At 43.7% G+C, this 19,014-nt stretch carries 19 protein-coding genes and 1 pseudogene; 6 read left to right on the top strand and 14 right to left on the bottom strand.

What is annotated here, in order from left to right; translation table 11 throughout:
• The first annotated feature begins 260 nt into the window (after positions 1-260).
• From T357_RS0101995 to T357_RS0101980, 3 genes are all read left to right on the top strand, one after another.
• Entirely contained in the window at positions 261-974 is a 714-nt protein-coding gene (locus T357_RS0101995; RefSeq protein ID WP_031548116.1) for a DNA alkylation repair protein, read from the top strand.
• 33 nt (positions 975-1,007) lie between these two features.
• Entirely contained in the window at positions 1,008-1,754 is a 747-nt protein-coding gene (locus T357_RS0101990; protein WP_031548114.1) for a hypothetical protein, read from the top strand.
• A 151-nt stretch (positions 1,755-1,905) separates the two neighbouring features.
• Positions 1,906-3,285, top strand: a complete 1,380-nt coding sequence (locus T357_RS0101980) for a TrpB-like pyridoxal phosphate-dependent enzyme (RefSeq protein ID WP_031548112.1) — start codon at positions 1,906-1,908, stop codon at positions 3,283-3,285.
• Positions 3,286-3,392: 107 nt separating this feature from the next.
• Here T357_RS0101980 and T357_RS0101975 read toward each other — a convergent pair whose 3' ends face one another.
• The 5 genes from T357_RS0101975 to T357_RS0101955 form a co-directional block, all read right to left on the bottom strand.
• Positions 3,393-5,267, bottom strand: a complete 1,875-nt coding sequence (locus tag T357_RS0101975) for a glycoside hydrolase family 13 protein (RefSeq protein ID WP_197027292.1) — start codon at positions 5,265-5,267, stop codon at positions 3,393-3,395.
• Positions 5,258-6,421: a GGDEF domain-containing protein gene (locus tag T357_RS0101970; protein WP_031548108.1), complete on the bottom strand. Its 1,164-nt coding sequence runs from the start codon at positions 6,419-6,421 to the stop codon at positions 5,258-5,260. Before T357_RS0101970 ends, T357_RS0101975 begins: the two co-directional genes overlap by 10 nt.
• A gap of 149 nt (positions 6,422-6,570) precedes the next feature.
• On the bottom strand, positions 6,571-7,701 hold the full coding sequence (locus T357_RS19860) for a GDSL-type esterase/lipase family protein (protein WP_049962212.1): 1,131 nt from the start codon (positions 7,699-7,701) through the stop codon (positions 6,571-6,573).
• A gap of 197 nt (positions 7,702-7,898) precedes the next feature.
• The gene (locus T357_RS0101960) at positions 7,899-8,174 is read right to left on the bottom strand and encodes a zinc ribbon domain-containing protein (RefSeq protein ID WP_031548104.1); all 276 of its coding nucleotides are present in this window, start codon (positions 8,172-8,174) and stop codon (positions 7,899-7,901) included.
• A 5-nt stretch (positions 8,175-8,179) separates the two neighbouring features.
• Complete coding sequence (locus T357_RS0101955) at positions 8,180-9,184, bottom strand: zinc ribbon domain-containing protein (RefSeq protein WP_031548102.1); 1,005 nt, start codon at positions 9,182-9,184, stop codon at positions 8,180-8,182.
• Between the two features lie 319 nt (positions 9,185-9,503).
• On the opposite strand from T357_RS0101955, the gene T357_RS0101950 reads away from it, so the two are divergent.
• Positions 9,504-10,463 carry a hypothetical protein gene (locus T357_RS0101950; protein WP_031548100.1) on the top strand — a complete coding sequence of 320 codons (960 nt, stop codon included), beginning with the start codon at positions 9,504-9,506 and terminating at the stop codon, positions 10,461-10,463.
• A gap of 115 nt (positions 10,464-10,578) precedes the next feature.
• Here the strand turns inward: T357_RS0101950 and tnpB are convergent, their stop codons facing one another.
• The 3 genes and pseudogenes from tnpB to tnpA form a co-directional block, all read right to left on the bottom strand.
• Positions 10,579-11,682, bottom strand: a complete 1,104-nt coding sequence (tnpB, locus tag T357_RS0101945; protein WP_031548098.1) for an IS200/IS605 family element RNA-guided endonuclease TnpB — start codon at positions 11,680-11,682, stop codon at positions 10,579-10,581.
• Entirely contained in the window at positions 11,660-11,851 is a 192-nt protein-coding gene (locus T357_RS18915; protein WP_044915878.1) for a helix-turn-helix domain-containing protein, read from the bottom strand. Before T357_RS18915 ends, tnpB begins: the two co-directional genes overlap by 23 nt.
• Positions 11,852-11,895: 44 nt before the next feature.
• Positions 11,896-12,313 (bottom strand): annotated as a pseudogene (gene tnpA / locus T357_RS22105) (IS200/IS605 family transposase).
• Positions 12,314-12,471: 158 nt separating this feature from the next.
• Between tnpA and T357_RS0101930 the strand changes: the two are divergent.
• Positions 12,472-13,821 (top strand): ABC transporter substrate-binding protein, encoded by a 1,350-nt coding sequence (locus T357_RS0101930; RefSeq protein WP_049962211.1) that lies wholly within the window; start codon positions 12,472-12,474, stop codon positions 13,819-13,821.
• Positions 13,822-13,909: 88 nt separating this feature from the next.
• Here T357_RS0101930 and T357_RS0101925 read toward each other — a convergent pair whose 3' ends face one another.
• The 5 genes from T357_RS0101925 to T357_RS0101905 all read right to left on the bottom strand — a co-directional run bounded on the left by T357_RS0101925 (position 13,910) and on the right by T357_RS0101905 (position 17,424).
• A complete protein-coding gene (locus T357_RS0101925; protein ID WP_031548092.1) occupies positions 13,910-14,572 on the bottom strand; it encodes an outer membrane protein assembly factor BamD in 663 nt (220 codons plus the stop codon).
• A 257-nt stretch (positions 14,573-14,829) separates the two neighbouring features.
• Positions 14,830-15,441 carry a helix-turn-helix domain-containing protein gene (locus T357_RS0101920; protein ID WP_031548091.1) on the bottom strand — a complete coding sequence of 204 codons (612 nt, stop codon included), beginning with the start codon at positions 15,439-15,441 and terminating at the stop codon, positions 14,830-14,832.
• A 185-nt stretch (positions 15,442-15,626) separates the two neighbouring features.
• A complete protein-coding gene (locus T357_RS0101915; RefSeq protein WP_031548089.1) occupies positions 15,627-15,983 on the bottom strand; it encodes an iron-containing alcohol dehydrogenase in 357 nt (118 codons plus the stop codon).
• A gap of 64 nt (positions 15,984-16,047) precedes the next feature.
• Positions 16,048-16,533: a flavodoxin gene (locus T357_RS0101910; protein WP_049962210.1), complete on the bottom strand. Its 486-nt coding sequence runs from the start codon at positions 16,531-16,533 to the stop codon at positions 16,048-16,050.
• A 30-nt stretch (positions 16,534-16,563) separates the two neighbouring features.
• A complete protein-coding gene (locus T357_RS0101905; RefSeq protein ID WP_031548084.1) occupies positions 16,564-17,424 on the bottom strand; it encodes an aldo/keto reductase in 861 nt (286 codons plus the stop codon).
• A gap of 171 nt (positions 17,425-17,595) precedes the next feature.
• Here T357_RS0101905 and T357_RS0101900 point away from each other — a divergent pair, with 171 nt between their 5' ends.
• On the top strand, positions 17,596-18,468 hold the full coding sequence (locus T357_RS0101900; protein ID WP_049962209.1) for a LysR family transcriptional regulator: 873 nt from the start codon (positions 17,596-17,598) through the stop codon (positions 18,466-18,468).
• 184 nt (positions 18,469-18,652) lie between these two features.
• Here T357_RS0101900 and T357_RS0101890 read toward each other — a convergent pair whose 3' ends face one another.
• The gene (locus T357_RS0101890; RefSeq protein WP_031548080.1) at positions 18,653-19,006 is read right to left on the bottom strand and encodes a relaxase family protein; all 354 of its coding nucleotides are present in this window, start codon (positions 19,004-19,006) and stop codon (positions 18,653-18,655) included.
• Positions 19,007-19,014 lie beyond the last annotated feature (8 nt).

Genomic DNA, 19,014 nt, shown 5'->3' with positions numbered 1-19,014 from the left:
ATGGTAGGTATTATAGTTATAATTTCCTACTTAGTCAATAGGTTTTACATCCGTCGGGGACGGTTATTGCCGCTTCTGATTATACCGAAGCAAATGACGCCGATAATGAATATATGAATATAGAGGGACACAGGCCGTTTGCTGAAGCGGTATATGAAAAACTAAAGGAAATGAAAGTGGGCTGATGCCGGAATTCCCTCTGTGGATATTTCTCGCCGGCGAGAACCGTCCCGGATAACCCGGTTTTGAGAGGTGTAAAGATGACTAATGATCAAATTGTTAAAGATATACAGTCAGAGCTGTTTTCAAGACAGGATCTGTCCTACCGAGAACTGCAGGTAAAGATCATTCCAAACATAGAGGCTGACTCTATAATAGGTGTGAGGACACCGGAACTCAAAAAGCTTGCAAAGGAGCTTGTAAAACGAGCGGATATTCAGGAGTTTCTGAACGATCTCCCTCACAGATATTTTGATGAAAACCAGCTGCATGCCTTTATCATTTCTGAGATAAAAGATTATGAACAGTGCATTTCGGAAGTAGAGCGTTTCCTTCCCTTTGTAAATAACTGGGCTACCTGTGACCAGCTATCACCTAAAGTGTTTAAGAAACACCGTCCGGAGCTACTAAAAAAGATAAAACAGTGGATTGGAGCAGATACAACCTATACCATAAGATTTGGCACAGGCATGCTGATGCAGCATTTTCTTGATGAAGACTTCGACCCGTCTTATCCTGAACTGGTGGCAGTTGTGCGATCCGAAGAGTATTACGTCAACATGATGATAGCCTGGTATTTTGCCACAGCTCTCGCAAAGCAATACGAAACTGTACTGCCATTTATCGAAAATCATAGGCTTGATACCTGGACACACAATAAAGCTATACAAAAATCAGTAGAAAGCTATCGCATTACCCCCGACCAAAAGGAGTATCTGAAAAGTTTGAAAATAAAAAACAATAGAAATAAATAAATCCATCGAAAAGACCCGGGAAGGAGAAGTACTATGAAAATAAAAGGATTGCTTTTTATATGTGTGGCTGCGATGACACTGGCCATCTCAGGCTGCGGTCAAAAAGAACCGAAAAACGTTGATTACTATAATCCTGAGACGCTTGGATTCACCGTGCCTAAAGAAGCATCCCTCGATGATTTTACCTGGTGCTTCACTCCGAAGTCCTATGACAAAAGTAATGATGTGGTTTTTACAGACCCTTATGCTGTAGACGGAGTATGGGAGTTTGCCACCTGGCATAAAGATAACAAGAAATCCGGCTATGTAAAGGATGTTTACTGGATGAACATCAAAATAGAGAAAAAAGGAAAATCCGGCATTCAGTCCAACGAGAATGTTGACCCGGGCGTGGCTGCAGACGTGTATGGATACCAGGCTTTCAAGAACAGCGATGAAGCAAAGTCTGCCGGTCTTTCGGGAAGTGATACTGCATCAAAGCTTCTTGAGGCCATGGATAATCTTTATGGAGATGTGCCCTGCCACGTAACTATCATTCATGCCGGAAGAGAGGATGAAAACGGCAGCTGGAGTGAGATAAAGACCGAGAAGCCCATAGAGTTTGAAGGGAAATATTATCCCGAACACCAGATTCTGAAGGTTGAGGACTCCAAGGGACACGTTATCATGTGTAACGATTTCGTGGATAACGGATCTGAGCAGCATGCTACCGCCACCTATGAAGTTTCAAAAAAGGATTTCATTTTGAATGGTATAGGCGGACTGTACAGAGCAGATTAGCCAAAATGAGCTCCTGCTGCACATCATCCATAGGAATCAAGTCTGGTTATAACAGACATGCCTTTCTATTCCTGTTTTTTGTTGCGAATGAGATAATTCTTCAAAAAAAGTGTATAATTATAGAAACAGAAAACATTGGAGGAAACCGCACATGAGCTACGATGAGAAAATTCCTTATAAAATCTATCTGAGCGAGGATGAGATTCCAAAGCAGTGGTACAACGTAAGAGCTGACATGAAAAACAAGCCTGCTCCGCTTCTTAACCCGGCTACACTTAAGCCTATGGGTTACGAGGATCTGCGTCCGGTATTCTGCGATGAACTCATAAAGCAGGAGCTTGATGATACAACCGCATACATTGACATTCCGGGTGAAATACTGGATTTCTACAAGATGTACAGGCCGTCTCCTCTTGTAAGAGCTTATTGTCTTGAGAAGGCTCTGGACACTCCCGCAAAGATCTACTATAAGTTTGAGGGAAATAACACAAGCGGAAGCCACAAGCTGAATTCAGCCATCGTCCAGGCATACTATGCAAAGAAGCAGGGGCTTAAGGGCGTAACCACAGAGACCGGTGCAGGACAGTGGGGAACAGCATTATCCATGGCTTCAGCATACTTCGGAATAGACTGTAAGGTTTACATGGTAAAGGTTTCCTATGAGCAGAAGCCCTTCAGACGTGAAGTAATGCGTACCTACGGTGCAAGTGTTACACCATCACCTTCCATGGAAACAGAAATTGGAAGAAAGATCAATGCTGAGCACCCGGGCACAACCGGAAGCCTTGGCTGCGCTATATCGGAAGCTGTTGAGGTTGCGACAAAGACAGATGGTTACAGATATGTTCTCGGAAGTGTTCTGAACCAGGTTCTGCTTCACCAGACGGTAATAGGACTTGAGGCAAAGGCTGCCCTTGAGAAATACGGCGTGAAGCCTGACGTGATCATTGGCTGCGCAGGCGGCGGATCAAACCTCGGCGGTCTCATTTCTCCGTTTATGGGCGAGAAGATAAGAGGAGAGCAGGATTACAGAATAGTGGCAGTTGAGCCTGCAAGCTGTCCAAGTTTTACAAGAGGAAAGTTTGCTTACGACTTCTGCGATACCGGAATGGTATGCCCTCTTGCCAAGATGTATACATTAGGAAGCAACTTCATACCGTCCGCAAGCCATGCAGGAGGACTCCGTTATCATGGAATGAGCCCGATCCTGTCACAGCTTTATCATGATGGTCTCATGGAAGCCATTTCTGTCGAGCAGACCTCTGTATTTGCGGCAGCACAGCAGTTCGCAAGAGTTGAGGGAATCCTTCCTGCACCTGAGAGCAGCCATGCCATCAGAGCCGCTATAGATGAGGCGCTTAAGTGCAAGGAGACCGGCGAGGAAAAGACAATTCTTTTTGGTCTCACCGGAACCGGATACTTCGATATGGTAGCTTACCAGAAGTTCAATGACGGCGAAATGAGTGACTATATCCCTACTGATGATGAGCTTCAGAAGAGTTTTGAGAGATTACCAAAGGTTGATCTTTAATAAAGGAATATATCCGGGATTTGAACTTAAACTCAATCCATAATTAAAAAAAGCGTCAGATCCATGATCCTTCGATCATAAGCTGACGCTCTTTTTTTATCTCACAGTTAATTTTCGTATACTACCGCTTCCAAAGGAGCAAGTGTACCTTTCTTACTTTCACCATTGGTACCCAAAAGCTGCTTTGCACCTTCCACACATGAAGGATCATAGGAAGCTTCCTCGAGAGAAAGATTTATGAGAATGGTTACCTTTCCGTCTTCGCTTTCCCTGGTAAAGGCAAAGATCTGCTCATGTTCATGGAATAACTCTGTGTAATCCCCTGTCTGAAGTTCCGGATGTTCCCTCCGAAGCCCGGAAAGGGCAATGTACCAATTAAGAACAGAATCTTTATCCTCAATCTCGGAGGCTACATTATACTTTGCGTAATCATCATATACCGGCAGCCATGGTGTTCCTGTGGTGAAACCGGCATTTGATGAACTGTCCCACTGCATAGGGGTTCGGGAACTGTCCCTTGCAAAATCATGGACACCCTTCATTGCTTCTGCCTCGGAATATCCCTCATCAATTGCGAACTTGTAGTGATTTCTGGTTGAAATATCATTGTAGTCTTCTATGGACGGCCAGTTTACATTAACAAATCCAAGCTCCTCTCCCTCCATGATAAAAGGCGTACCCCTCATGGTGAGAACAAGAGTGGCAAGAGCTTTGGCTCCTGAAATCCTGTCAGCGCCTTCCGGCAGGAAATGATTTATAGAACGGGGCTGATCATGATTTTCCAGAAACATGGGATACCAACCCCCGGTTCTTATGGTATTTTCCTGACTGGCAGTAAAAAGAGCCTTAAATTCCGGAAGTGACCACTCCCTGGTAACGCACCAGTTCATCTCATCCGAAAGACTTATATTCATATGTCCAAACTCGAACACCATGTCAAAAACCCCGTCAGGACCGACCCAGTTAGGGAGATCCGAGGCAGAAACTCCGTTGGCTTCCCCCACAGTAAAAATATCTGTACCGGTCTGAACCGCAGATTTAAATTCATGAAGATAGTCCAGAATGCCCTTTGTATTTGCTGTCATGGCATGAATGCCGACGGTACCGTCATTGGCATCAGGGGTTCCATCCAGAAACTTCTCGGGTTTTTTGATGTAGGTAATGGCATCCAGCCTGAATCCTCCCACACCCTTTTTCACCCAAAAATCAGCAACATCTATAAGAGCCTTACGTACCTCCGGGTTAGCCCAGTTAAGATCAGGCTGTTCAGGCAGAAAAGTGTGAAGGTAGTACTGGCCTCTTTTCTCATCATAGGTCCAGGCTGAACCTCCAAAGATGCTTCTCCAGTTAGTGGGGGCGCTTCCATCCTCTTTCGGATCCGCCCATATGTACCAGTCACTCTTGTCGTTGTCTTTTCCCGAACGGGATTCGGTAAACCAGGCATTCTTACTGGATGTATGATTAAATACCAGATCCATAACGATCCGGATGTCACGTTTCCCTGCCTCATCGATCAGTCTGTCCATATCCTCCATGGTGCCGTAGGCCGGATCGATATTATAGTAGTCCGCTATATCATAGCCGTTGTCCGCCTGGGGCGATACATAACATGGCGTAAGCCAGATGGCTCCGACGCCCAGATTTTTCAGGTGGTCAAGTTCAGAAGTGATTCCATTCAGGTCACCGATCCCGTCACCGTCTGAATCCTTGAAGCTCTTTACATAGATCTCATATGCAATGGTCTTCTGCCACCACTTATAATCATCGTGACCCAACGTTGCACCATCCTCATTCGTCTCGACTGCTTCCGACACGGAGACAGCATTATCCTCACTTTTCTTCTCTGATAACTCTGTCGTTGGAACAGCAGCACTTTCTCCAATATTTAAAACCAGGCTGCTGCACCCGGCTAAAACCAATGCTCCGCTCACCAGCAATGCTGTGCATGATAATAACTTCTTCATGTGCTTTTTCAATTCCATTTAAGCTCCTGCTTCCTTTGATACATCAGCTTGTCGGCACGGCGGAAAACATCATCATATGCTCTGTCTACCCTAGCCTGATATGAAGCGCATCCCACTGACACTACCGCTTTTCCCTCACGCTTATTGCGATGTACCTCATCATTAAAGTCCTTCAATATCATTTCGCGATTATCATAATCTGCACCCTTTAAAAGAACCACAAACTCATCTCCGCCGATACGGTATACAGGACTGTGCTGAAACCATTTGCATATCTGAGCACAAGCCTCTTTGATATACTTATCCCCCATTTCATGCCCCATGGTATCATTTACGTACTTTAGATAATTAAGGTCAAATACCGCAACCCCATACTCATTCAGCTTCCCTTCATGTACACGACGCTCCAGATCTGTCACTGCCTCAGTATAAGCCATCTTGTTTTTAACTCCGGTCAGTGCATCTATGTAAGCGATCCGTCGCATGGTTCCTATCTCCTTGGCACGCTCCTCAATCTTATCTCTGTAGATAAAAGTATGGATTATACAGGTTGCCAGCAGGCAGCCCATAGCATAAAACGGCACAAACGGATAAAAATTCTGGAACAGAACGAAAACGGTCATTATCAATCCGGAAAAAGCGACAGTCCTGTGTCTGTCTCTCTCAGGTCCGGTTAAATGCATTGTTACCGACAAGGTATATACCGAAGTGAGTGCAAAAATGATGATCTGAGTCACCAATGTCAGATATCTGGCAGGCAGCGGGTGATATAAGTGATTCTCGTCAAAATAGAATGAGACGGGATTAAACATATTAATGATAAGCATCAAAATCTGAGTCAACAGAATCGCCCAACCACTGTAAGTCAGCAAACGGTTAAACAGATTTTTCTGATTCAAATAGGTCACAACAAAATGAATCCAATAGAATACAGAGAACGCCATTGACAGAAAATAAAGAGTTGTGTCTATAAATGCGAGAGTTGTAAGTCCCGCTTCATACAGAACACCCCAGAAAATATCAGAAAAATAATAGAACATAACAGCAAAAAGAAACTGACGATAGCGGACCTCCGCCTGAGTCAGGGTTCCCTTTGCATGTAGCTTCATATAGTCATAGTTTATAATCAGATGCACAAAAATAGCCAGCATCCCAATAGTTGAATAGTTCATATCTTTCCCCCACTTAAGATATGATTATACACATATATCGTGTGATTTTCAAAAAAACCTCTAATTTCCTCATTAAGACGGCATCCTTCGTTCTTATTCAAGGTCACAATTTGTGACCTTGAAATATATCGACTTTTTTAAGCGTTGACTTAAGAATCATCAAGGTGCGCCTCAGCATACTCCTCAAATGCAGCCTGCCAGATCACGTAGGCGGAGTTTGTCTGATGAACATACTTGTCGCTGCAATACTGCTTTGCCAGACATCCGTCACTGTCACAGAGCCTTGAGGCTACATCTATATATCCCCAACCGTTTTGGGCTGCCAGTTCTGCCATCTGTGCATTCAGCGCCCGGATGTTGGCATTGTTGAGGGCCTTCTTTTCTGAGCCCTTATACATAGGTGTTGTACTCACTATGGTGATCTTTATATCGGGAATCTCCTGCTGTACTCTGCCAATATACTTAAGATACTGAGCCACTGTGTTATCTACACCTGAACCAAGATCATTCAGCCCGAAAAAGGTATAAACATGTTTTGCCCCCATAAGCTTCATGGCTTCCCATGCGTACATCTGCCCTCCCTGGTATCTTGGATTATAGGATTTCGACATGAAGGCATTATGAACCGAATAACTTACCTTGGTCAGAAACTTAAGATTCTGGAATATGGGAAATGCAGCATTTCTCATGGCATATAAGGAAAACCCCTCTGCCACCGAATCTCCCACAAGAACTGAGTCCTTGAAATATTCTCCTATCTGAAGGGCGTGAAGAGCTTCGTTCTGAAGTCTTAACTGTTCTTCAATCCACGCTTTGTTCTCCAGTTCCCAAAGAAGTTCCTCTTCTGTCTTTTCATAATCTGCCGGTAACGTCGGACCGATAGTCGTTTGCGACATATCAGTCGAGTCTATAGCAGCGGTTTCCGTTTCCTCAATTGCCTCTGTTACTGCCTCTGATGTTTCATCAGCAGCATCTATTATTTCTGCAACAGAGGCATTATTTTCTGTAAGGATTCCCGTTATGTCCAAATCAGAGACATTGGCTTCCGTAAAGATTCCTGTTGTTTCCGATGCCGAATCGGAGTTATCTGAGAATGCTTTCTGCAAAATATCGTTAGCAGCCGGAACTGCAGGATATGTTTCCAGGTTCAGTTCAATGATTCCCTGAGTATCTGCATATGAAGAAAATACCGGTACTACGGATAATACGGTAATTAACATTGCCGCTGTAGCTTTTCTTTTTTTAATTGCTCTCGTAATAACTCGTGGATCAGGCACCATTCAACAACCTCTATATCCTATTAAGCTTATCGATCATCAATTCAAATCACTTCTTCCGGCCATGGCTGAACCTTTTTTAAGATAAGCATCCTAAGATAATGTAAGACTTAAGTTCAACCTATATATTATGCTAAATAAAAATTACTGACCTAAATGACAGCATACCTTATGTCTTATTTCGACTCGGCGGTGATTCTTTATAAGGTATCAAGGCTGAAGAACTGCTGCTGCGGATTGAAGCTTTGCCATGATCCCGTTTGTAAAGGATTTCCCTGGGCAGGGTTTGAGTTGTACTGACCTGAATATAAAAAACTTCCGGAGGAACTACCGGGCACTGATCCGATAGAATCTTGAGGCTGAGACATATTGTCTGATGTTATTAAATCATCTTCATCCTCATCTGTAGGTGCTCCGCATACATGGCAGATCTTCTCGCTATCATCAAGTTTTGCACCGCATTTTTCGCAAAACATATTGCTTACCTCCATTTAATTTTTGCATTGGGACAATGGGAAGCTATGTAGTTAAAAACAAATTCGTACTGATGGGGGTAAGCATATATGTGATTATGCTGGAGCACATTGTTTACCTTTATAAGATCCTGTCTTCTTGAGGCAATGACCTTTTTCACATCTTTGTACTCGGACTCCATTTCATCTCTTGCACCCATGGAAAGGCCTACGGCTGAGGGACTATCACTAAGCATTCCCATAACGAAAAGGAGGGTTTTCATTTTCTGACTCTGATCCCTTTCGGCAGGAGTCTGAAGATGCTGTACGGAGGTTTCATCCATTGTATGTACCACCGTATATTTCCCGCCTTTTATAGCAACAATAATATAATAGGCGATGATACCAAGTACTATCATAAATCCGCCTATTCCGAAGGTGACTATCAGAAAGTTCCTAAATGCATCTTCAAAATCACCATCCACAATGAGCATCATGAGAGACAGCATTAATCCCACACCTAAACAAACTCCAAAGAAGATCTTGATGATCATAAAAAGAATCACTGGGTTGGTGATCATATTAAGCTCGTACTGCCAGTGGAAGGCACCATTGCTGTCGCGGAAGATACCTTCGGGGAGTGATGGATCCTGGACGAGCACAGGCTCACCGGTGGGGGCAGCGGGATTACCGGAGTATTGATTCCCCATCGAAGGATTTCCTGAGGGCATACCTGTGTATTGTCCCTGTGAACCTCCCATGTATTGGTTTCCCATGTAAGGATTTCCGGAAGACATTCCGGTATACTGCCCTTGGGAGCTTCCGGATGCCGAGCCATATGTGCCGGTATTTCCCATCGGCTGCCGGTTTGCATTGTACGGCCCCTGAGCTGCCCCAAATGTCATTCCGGCATTCTGAACGTTTGGATCCGGCTGAACTCCCGGTGCACCCGGTCTGATCTTTGCGGGAGTACCGCAGTTGGGACAGAAGCTTAAATTATCAGATATATTATTACCACAGTTTGTACAGAACATAGCGTCACCTCGTTGATTTTCATCACTTGCTTATCGCATCTTCATCGTCATCAAAACCACTCTTTTTATGGAATACCCAAAATTTATCTTTATGTTGTCAAAAACATGAAAATATTTGACCTAAACGACAACATACCTTGTATCTTATTTCGACACGGAGATAATTCTGTATAAGACATTAATGATTTACACGTTTTTTTATGACAAAAATTCCTTAAATCACCAGCAGCCGGTTTTATAAACGGATTTTCTGTCGATATATTAAATATAGTGGTCTTGGGAAAGGATTCCCGATTAATCAAGTGCGGAGGGATATATCGTGAAAAAGAAACAAAATAAGTCAAGTTCAAAGAGGATAAAGAATATAGTCAGTGCAGCTCTGTTGGCATCAATATGCCTCTCTCTTACAGCTTTTACTCCTGCAGAATCAAAGAATACAGTTCTGGCATCAAAAAAGACTTCCAAATCAAAGGAAGGTTCAACTGCATGGGACAATCTGGTTGGAAAGTCCGGTAAGGATTCTAAAAAGATATATGCCGAAGAAAATAAGTTTGAATTTGTGGACCCAAAGGAGACATTGACACAGGTGGGCTTTTTGACTCTGGCTGATGAATCCGGAAATTTCATACAAAACAAAAATGTAAAGCCAAAGTACACGGAGGTTAAAGTAGAACTTGATGATATTACCGCAACAAAACCGGACAAAGAAGGTTACATCGAAGTGACCGTACCCTACACTGTCAAAAGATTCAGGGAAGTTGTTTCTAAGGACAAATCCATAAGATGGCTTGCCAATGCATACTATAGTATGCCTGATTTCGTGGATTTATATACCGGAAATCTTTTGGGCTGTTACCACTGGTGGGATTACCGTCCCGAGGAAGACTATGACCCGGGAGTCACTACTGTTAAATGGGATGGGGAAAGCTACACAATATATGATTATAAAGGCGAAACCAAAGATGCTGTATATGACAATGAATATAAGGAGGCCGGTCAGAAGTCTGATGGAATGCATTATACCTGGGAATGCACAGAATACTATAAGCACATTTTCCGGATTCCTAAGGACTATGACGGACTCACCATGGTATTTATGAAAGAAAATCCCGAAGAGCTTGCCAAGGCTGAGCATGATAGCACTGCGGAGTACATATATGACAGAGCAGGCTATGATGTCTTTGACAAGGATCTTTACTATGGTACGGAAGTGAATGCGGATGATTTTTATTTCGTGAAGATATGTGACTACTTGACACTCCCACAAGCTAAAGCTTGATGGGATTCTTGCTTCAACCACCATGGTTATTGTCACACTCTCCGTAGAGAGCAGTTTTCCCAACGATGTCCACAAGCGTTTGGTTCGGCACAGCCCGTGCCTACCTTGTTATTCGTTAAGCTGTCATACGTAGTGACAGACCCATTTTTAGTATGTTTTTTGCAGCATTACCATCACGATCGTGGTATGTGCCACAAACAGGACAAGTCCATTCTCTGATGCTGAGATTTTTAATGTTCGGATTTTTATATCCACAGCAACCGCAAGTCTGGCTGCTTGGATAGAATCTTGGAACTTTGATTATCTCAGTACCATAGAAAAATGCTTTGTATTCAAGCATATCAAAGAACTTCGACCATGATACATCGCTTATAGATTTAGCGAGTTTATGATTACGAACCATTCCTTTTACATTAAGGTCTTCAATGCAGATGATTTGGTTTTCTTTCACCAGCCTTGTTGACTCTTTATGTAAAAAGTCATTTCTCTGATTTGTAATCTTTTCATGTATCCTTGCAACTTTGATGCGCTGCTTATTCCAATTTGCTGAACCTTTAACCATTCTGGAAAGCCTGCGTTGTTCCTTAACAAGTTTCTTTTCAGATTTAGCCAAAGTTTTAGGGTTGGAAATTGAATTATCATTACTATCTGTATAGAAGGTTTTGATACCAACATCCAATCCAATCATACAGCCATCATTGGAATAGAATACATCAGGCACTTCAACATTAAGTACACAAAAGTATTTACCGCTAGGTGTCTGTTTGACAGTAGCATTATTGATTTTTCCATCAACGGGCATTGAAATCTTAGCTTTTACATATCCAAGTTTAGGAAGTTTTATATACTTTCCTGTAACTGAAATATTACCACCAACATTTTGTGTGCGATAACTTTTGTTGTGATTATGTTTTGATTTGAATTTAGGAAACGAAGCTCTCTTTGCAAAGAAGTTCTTGTATGCCTTATCTAAATCTCTAAGAGATTGCTGCAAGGCAATAGAATCAACTTCTTTAAGCCATGAATACTCTTCAGTTTTCTTCATGGAAGTGAGCATGGAATTAGTTTCTTTATATCCAACAGAATTACCATTCTTGTATTCTTCAATACGAAGAGCAAGACCTGAGTTATATACAACTCTTGAGCAGCCAAATGTTTTTTGGATAATGGTTTCTTGTATTCTGTTTGGATAGATTCTAAATTCCATCCCTTTTAGCATTTACTATTTCCTCCAATTCAATCACTTTAGTTATTAGCCATATTACATAATCCGGCGTTTTACGAGTACCTTGTTCCCATGTTTGTACTGTACGCACATTAAGATGGAAACGTTTAGCAAATTGACTTTGTGAAAGTCCTGTTTTTTGACGTAACTCTAAAATTGTCATAAGTATTACCTCTTGAGATCATTGTACAACATTGTTGTATATTGTCAAGTGTTCTTTCCTTGATTCTCTATGTAATGTTTAAGAGTATCACTACTCACTTCACCAATACTACTTATTAAATATCCATCTGACCAAAATGTTTTCTCTTTCCAAAAGCATTTGCTGAGATAGGGAGAATATTTCTTCCAAATGTGAAATGTAGTGTACGATTTTAAAGTTCTTACATAATCTGACAAATTAATATTAGGTGTTGTTTCTATCATCATATGTAAGTGATCTTTGTCAACTTCCATATAATGTATCAGAACATTATGTTTGTTAGAGATAGTTTTAGTAAGTGTCTTCATATCTGAAGAGATATTATTAGCACTTAGCAAATGTCTGCGATATTTTACATACTAAAATTAAGTGGTAACGAAGTAGATATTTATTTCGATTTCCATGTTTATATTCTTTATTCATGGGATAGAATTATATCTTGTTTATCTCGCTTAGGCGAGATGTTAATTTAGCAAAGCGGCTTTCATCCTCGGAGCTAAAGCTCCAAGGTTTTCAGCCGTGGGAGATTTTATAAAGAAATGAGATAGAGAATTTATGATTGTTCAGTAAAGGAGAAAGCTATGATGAAGAAACTTGTGGCAGGCTTTGCTGCAGCATCTATGATAATCACGATGTATGCAGGCTTTGGGTATAGTTCAGATAAAGGATCAATGGCAGCTGAGCCGGTAGTTATGAAAAAGTCAGCATTAGGTACGCTGCTGCCAAAGGATGCAAAAAAGAATAGTGATACCGTTACGGAACTGGATGTGATCATATGCGAGTACGGGCAGGATACAAAGGACTGGTTCCTGGGCTCCGGTATGAAGGGTTCGAATTTTGTGAAGAAATTCGAAGAGGAAAATCCGAACATCAAATTGAACCTGGAGGTGGTCTCATGGAGTGATGTCTATGATGAAGTGGACAAGCGCATCAAAAACGGTAATGCTCCGGATATTCTGAATATTGATGTCTATAGCGATTATGCTGAGGATGGACTGCTACTTCCGGTAAAGGATTATTGTCCGACGAAGCTTTACAATGATTTCTTCAGTCCATTCCTTGATGAGTCTTCTATTGACGGTAAGGTTTGGGCGCTTCCGGACCTTGCTTCCTCCCGTGCGCTATACTGTAATGTGGATATCTTTGAGGAAGTGGGGATAGACTACCCGACTACCTGGGATGAACTTGAAGATGCCTGTGAGAAAATAAAGAAACACTACAAAGGGAAAGTTTATCCCTGGGGAATCGATATGACAACCGACGAAGGTCAGGCCGCATTCTCCTATTATACCTGGGGAAACGGCGGCGGATTTGTGGATGATAAAGGAAAGTGGGCAGTTAACTCTTCCGAAAATGTTGAGGCCCTTGAGTTCGCCATCGGACTTGTAGATAAGGGCTACACCAATCCCAAGCCTGCCACACAAACCCGTTATGATCTTCAGGACATGTTTGCGGAAGGTAAGGTTGCAATGCTGATCGGACCCAACCAGCTTCCGGCTTATGTTAAGAAAAAGGGCGGAAACATTAACATGGTTCCTGTTGCTATACCGGCCGCAAAGGGTAAGACCTCATCCTCCATCGGTGTTATGGACAGAATCCTGGTGTTTAAGGATGACAATGCTTCCGATCAGGATGCAAGAAATGAAGCTATCGGAGAATTCATGACATTCTTCTTTGCGCCCGAGAACTATACAGGATGGGTTGAAACGGAGGGTTTCCTTCCAGTAGTAAAATCCGGTGTGAAGCAAATGGCAAAGAATGATACTTCCTTTGAAGCATGGCTCGATATCCTAGATAACTGCAAGTTCTACCCCACCGAAAAAGCTGAGTGGGCGCAGGCTAAAAAGGACATAATCGCCGCAGAACAGAATGCCCTGAACGGAAACGATGTGAAAAAGGAACTGGATAAGGTTCAGAAGAAACTGAACTAAGGATTACATAACAAATAATGCACCGGGGATAGTTCTCGCTAGAGAGAACCATCCCCGGTGCATTTGTTATAAGTAAGATCTTAAATAATCATTCATTCCAGCTATCCCAATCGGTTACTTCTGATTCTACTTCCTTTCCTCCGGAATCTGAACTGTTAATAGTAATCTCACATTGATACCCTTCTTCAAATAAGGAGAGAAAGCGGTCATCCTCGATTTCGTTAAAAACCATAGTCCTGTAAGATCCTTCGGCTCCAAAGAGTTCTTTATCCCCATACCATTTTGTTCCCGTTGCCTCCTTGACATAGTAGTAACCTTCCGGCAACCAGGTTTCGACAGTGTTCTCACCGGCCACAAACAGAGATGCAACCGGTTTTTTATTCTGGTCATATACTTCGTAGTATCTGTAAGTATCAGGATTTTCTTCATTCACAACAATTATCAGATTCGTCTCTTCGCTTTTCTTTTTCTTATCATGCCATAACTCACCGGTTTCAGGGACAGGCTGAACACACTCCTTGGCACGCTTTGCCCAATCCCCGTATTTGCATTCTATAAAAGCCTGCTCAGCACTGTAATATTTGCCTTCATCAAAGAGTTTCACGGCTTTATCATATTCAACCTTGGCAGGAGATTCTTTTGCGGTTTTTTTATCTGATTTCTGGCCTGCAAAGCACACCAGATTTTCAACGACTCCCATCAGTACCAGTATTGAAAGAACCATAACCTTGAACTGTAATTTATTCATCATATAACATCCTCCTATATCTTACTTCGACTCGTAAACGGTTCTTCATAATGTTCGCACTGTAACACTTATATATAATTTTAAAATTCCTCACCATAAGGACTATGAACGTATCCTTATGGTGAGGATTTTATACATCAGCTGACCGTAATAACTGCTTCCGCTCACGCTGTCCAAACTCCGAAGCCCCGCATGACGGCTTTATCGAGCAAAAGACCGCCGACAGATTTAAGAATTCCATCAGCGGTCTCTTATAATTGCTAACGCTTATCCGAATATATGTCCCGGGAGTTTTTGATTGAGAAAAGACCATCGCGATTGCAGTAAAAGAAGATTCTACTGACTCCCCTGAGCTTAAACCGTACCTCTGCATTTCCCTCCGGATATAGCTTCACCATCTGCATATCATCGGATGAGGCTACCGCCACAAAAGAAATATAATGGTCCTTTGTCATGCTGTGGTCGATCCGCACATAATACTCATCCTCAACACGCTCGATGAATATCATATGATGCTCATCTGTCTGTTCCGCCTCTAAAGGCATAAGCTGGATGCCGTGACAATGAATCGACGCTTCGCCCATGCTGTGTATTACATTCCCACAGACCGGGCAGACATAAAACTTTGACCGCAGCATATTTGCCGATACGTTCGCATTATGAATGGTATTGCCTGATATCAGCTCCGACACCGATATGCTGAATGCCTCCGCAATAGACTCCAGCAGGGTAATATCTGGAAGCCCTCTCGAAGTTTCCCATTTTGAAACACTTTTATCGCTTACTCCCAGCTTTTCCGCCAGCTGAAGCTGTGTCATCCTGTTCTTTTCCCGCAGTTCTTTAATCACTGCGCCTGTAACATATTGGTTCATATTCGCTTTCACCTCTTTCCATAGGTATCGCCCCCTCACATTCGTTCGGCGGCACATCGGTCGGTGCATTAAAATCATGCTTCGCATGATGGCACCTCCCTCATGCACAGATTGTAAATCAGTTTTTCTGATAACGGCACCTACGAAAAGTAGAGTCAAACGGAATGTCTTTCGGTTTTTGCTTATCAGATATCTTTGTCCAGCTTTGCCTGAGCGGAGACGATCTTGCAGCAGTCGATAACGGAGCCTCCGCCCACTGCCAGAATGAAGTCGATGTTCTTTTCCTTTGCCAGGGCAGCACCTTCCTGCACCGTGGCATAGGTGGGGTTGGACATGATCCCGGTAAACTCAGTAACGCTTTTCCCGGCTTTTTTCAGGATGTCCAGCAGCTCGTCATAGACACCATTCTTCTTGATAGAGCCGCCACCGTAGGCCAGCAGGACATTCGACCCGACCTTGGCAAGTTCCGCAGGGAGACTACTTGCAGCCGCCTTTTCTCCGAAGTAAACCTTAACAGGATAACTATAGGTAAATATGTTCATAAACCAAAACCTCCTATGCCAATATCCGCCGGAAGATCTGACCTTCGGGCGGATATGTTATTCGCTATACTTGTAAATTTTTCAGCCATCTCTCAACAGCTTTTGCAGGACCGTTTTCCGCATCCCGCATTTCAACAGGAAGCCCAGCAACGACTGTTGCATTCGGTTCCAACTCACGGATCGTATCATAGGTACCGCCGTCCCCGGAACCCATATGCGTATTGAAAGGGATGATGGTCTTCCCGGAAAAATCATACTTATCGAAAAAGGTGTAGATGATCATCGGGAAGGTGTACCACCACATGGGGTAACCGACATAGATCCTGTCATAGCCTTCGATGTCGATCTCGTTCTTGATTGCAGGCCGCTGATCCTCGTCATGTTCTTTCTTTGCGAGTCTTGCCAGCGCGTTGTAGTGATCCCGGTTGCTGTCATAGGGTACGACAGGCTCGATCTCTGCGTTATCCGCGCCGGTCTGTTTTGCGATCTCTTCGGCTACGATCTTTGCCGTGCCATAGACGGAGAAATAAACTACCAGTTCTTTTGCCATATTCTGCTCCTTATTCTCAGTGTACGGTCATCAGGCCTTGTAGCTGAGCAGCCACTTGACAAGCTGGGGATCAAAATGGTTGATGATCTCGCTATGGCCAAGGTCTTTTTCCTTGATCTGCTCCATCTCTTCATTCGTAAGAGAGAAATCCCAGATATCCAGGTTCTGCTCCATGCGCTCCACATGGACGGACTTCGGAAGGATTGAAACACCGCGCTGGGTATTCCAGCGGAGGACGACCTGTGCCGCTGTCTTGCCATACTTAGCACCAATCTCTGTAAGCAGCGGATCCTTGAAGATCCCGTGCTTTCCTTCGGCGAGAGGGCCCCATGCCTGCGGCGCAATGCCGTACTCCTTCATGACAGCCAGCGCATCTTCCTGCTGGAAGAAGGGATGCAGCTCCACCTGATTGACGGCGGGGATAACTTCCACGTTGGCACACAGGTTCACCAGTACGAAAGGATAGAAATTTGAGACACCGATTGCCTTCGTGAGACCTTCCTTATATGCTTTTGTAATGCCTCTGTAAGCTGCGAAGTAATCGCCCATTGCCTGATGAAGCAGGACCAGATCCACGTACGGCATGTCCAGCTTCCGAAGAGAAGTCTTTACTGCCTCATAAGCCGAATCTTCGGTCTTCATGTCGGTGATCCAGACCTTGGTGGTGATGAAAAGCTCTTCCCGGGTCACCAGGCCATCAGCGATGGCATGCTTCACGCCTTTTCCAAGCGCCTCTTCATTGCCATAGGAAGCGGCAGTGTCCAGCAGTCTGTATCCTGTTTTGATTGCATCGTAAACAACCTGTTCGCATTCGGCGGCATCCGGGATCTGGAAAACTCCGAAACCCTCCAGTGGCATCTTTGCTCCGGTATTCAGTGTGACATATTCCATGGTCTTTATCTCCTTTCGATTCTATCGTTGTTCGACAGCTATATGTCGTTTTTCTCTTGATGATGCTATTTTATCGATATATCCCTTGCAAGTACACTGCTTTATATCTATAATTGTATACGTATCACGTATATATTGAGAGGTAAAAGAGACTAGAGAGGAAATGATATCATGCTGATCGAATCCTACCTGCTGGAGCAGTTTGAAGCCGTTGCCCGCTGCAGCACGCTTTTAAAAGCATCTGAAGAACTGCATATATCGCAACCGTCCTTGAGCCGTTCCATGAAGAAGCTGGAGGATGTACTTGGAGTATCCTTGTTTATCAGGGAAAACAGCAAGATCTCGCTGAATGAAACAGGAAAACTGGCGGCAGACTATGCCAGAAGAGCTCTGGAAGCAAATCAGGAGATGATCGAAAGGGTCACGGCGTTTGACCGGAGCCTCCGGACTGTCAGCATCGGTTCCTGTTCACCGTTCCCGATCAATGACCTGATGCCGATCCTGCAGGAACAGCTTCCCGGGAAAACGCTGTCCACTGAGCTTGTGAGCAACGATGATAAGCTGCTTGCCGGTCTTCGAAGCCATCTTTACCAGATGGTCGTTCTGCATCACTGTCCGAAGGATAAGGACCTGTTTTGCCAGAGATATCTGGATGAACAGTTATATATCTCCATTGCAAAGGATCATCCGCTGGCAAAGCAGGAAAGTGTCACTTTTGAAGAATTAAAAGGGCTCCACATCCTGATGACAGCCCATGTGGGATTCTGGATGGACGTCACTCTGGAAAAGCTGAATGCCTCAGATCTGCTGATCCAGAACAGCATGGACGCCCTGGGAGAACTGATTGACGCCTCCAATCTTCCTTTCTTTAATTCGAACCAGATGCTGAAAGCCGGCTATCTGCCGCCGGACAGGGTTGCACTGCCCATCACCGACCCGGAAGCCCATGCCACCTACTGGATCGCCTGTCTGGCTTCTGAACAGCAGAAATATCGTTCTGTTTTCAGTGCAGTCCGTGGGAATCTGTTGAGAAATCAATCCTAAGTCAGATCAAAATAAACGAGGGAGAAGAACAACCTGTCATGCAGGTGATGATCTTCTCCCTCTTTTCTGTTCCATATATTTGCTGACTTGTCCCTCATAATTTTCCCTGCATTTTCTCGTCCCGTTCTTCCTGCTGATGACGCAAAATCACATCCGCATTCTGCTTCAGGTTGAAGCCCTTCGCTCAGCGCTCATAGCCTGCTCCTTTGCCTAAAGCACGGTTCTGGATGTCGATCAGCAGATCAATGCATGGCTGCTGTGTCTGGCGGTAAGAATCCCGTACATTCGCGCGGGATATTTTTTCTTTCAGGGCATCCTCGGTATAATCCTCACCCAAGGATTTGAGACGGACAAATCTTTGCTGTGCACGGCCTTTAATTGCGATATTCTTTCCGCGTCTGATCTCATATCCCTCTTCTGAAAGCAGCCGCAGGAAGTCTTCCCAGTCCTTTGGCTTTCTCCGGATCAGTTTAATTTCTACGAGTTCGACTTTTGTAGCAACACTATAGTCTCGACTGTTGTTTACTTGAGCAACCAAATATCATA

It is taken from the genome of Oribacterium sp. FC2011 (assembly GCF_000701645.1).
Classification (GTDB): domain Bacteria; phylum Bacillota; class Clostridia; order Lachnospirales; family Lachnospiraceae; genus Oribacterium.
Note: the sequence above shows the minus strand (reverse complement) of the source record. Positions and strands in the feature narration are given on the sequence as shown.

Excerpts from the sequence above, each read along its gene's own strand:
- T357_RS0101995 (WP_031548116.1), top strand. The coding sequence starts at position 261 with ATGACTAATGATCAAATTGTTAAAGATATACAGTCAGAGCTGTTTTCA.
- T357_RS0101990 (WP_031548114.1), top strand. The coding sequence starts at position 1,008 with ATGAAAATAAAAGGATTGCTTTTTATATGTGTGGCTGCGATGACACTG.
- T357_RS0101980 (WP_031548112.1), top strand. The coding sequence starts at position 1,906 with ATGAGCTACGATGAGAAAATTCCTTATAAAATCTATCTGAGCGAGGAT.
- T357_RS0101975 (WP_197027292.1), bottom strand. The coding sequence starts at position 5,267 with ATGGAATTGAAAAAGCACATGAAGAAGTTATTATCATGCACAGCATTG.
- T357_RS0101970 (WP_031548108.1), bottom strand. The coding sequence starts at position 6,421 with ATGAACTATTCAACTATTGGGATGCTGGCTATTTTTGTGCATCTGATT.
- T357_RS19860 (WP_049962212.1), bottom strand. The coding sequence starts at position 7,701 with ATGGTGCCTGATCCACGAGTTATTACGAGAGCAATTAAAAAAAGAAAA.
- T357_RS0101960 (WP_031548104.1), bottom strand. The coding sequence starts at position 8,174 with ATGTTTTGCGAAAAATGCGGTGCAAAACTTGATGATAGCGAGAAGATC.
- T357_RS0101955 (WP_031548102.1), bottom strand. The coding sequence starts at position 9,184 with ATGTTCTGTACAAACTGTGGTAATAATATATCTGATAATTTAAGCTTC.
- tnpB (WP_031548098.1), bottom strand. The coding sequence starts at position 11,682 with ATGCTAAAAGGGATGGAATTTAGAATCTATCCAAACAGAATACAAGAA.
- T357_RS18915 (WP_044915878.1), bottom strand. The coding sequence starts at position 11,851 with ATGACAATTTTAGAGTTACGTCAAAAAACAGGACTTTCACAAAGTCAA.
- T357_RS0101930 (WP_049962211.1), top strand. The coding sequence starts at position 12,472 with ATGATGAAGAAACTTGTGGCAGGCTTTGCTGCAGCATCTATGATAATC.
- T357_RS0101925 (WP_031548092.1), bottom strand. The coding sequence starts at position 14,572 with ATGATGAATAAATTACAGTTCAAGGTTATGGTTCTTTCAATACTGGTA.
- T357_RS0101920 (WP_031548091.1), bottom strand. The coding sequence starts at position 15,441 with ATGAACCAATATGTTACAGGCGCAGTGATTAAAGAACTGCGGGAAAAG.
- T357_RS0101915 (WP_031548089.1), bottom strand. The coding sequence starts at position 15,983 with ATGAACATATTTACCTATAGTTATCCTGTTAAGGTTTACTTCGGAGAA.
- T357_RS0101910 (WP_049962210.1), bottom strand. The coding sequence starts at position 16,533 with ATGGCAAAAGAACTGGTAGTTTATTTCTCCGTCTATGGCACGGCAAAG.
- T357_RS0101905 (WP_031548084.1), bottom strand. The coding sequence starts at position 17,424 with ATGGAATATGTCACACTGAATACCGGAGCAAAGATGCCACTGGAGGGT.
- T357_RS0101900 (WP_049962209.1), top strand. The coding sequence starts at position 17,596 with ATGCTGATCGAATCCTACCTGCTGGAGCAGTTTGAAGCCGTTGCCCGC.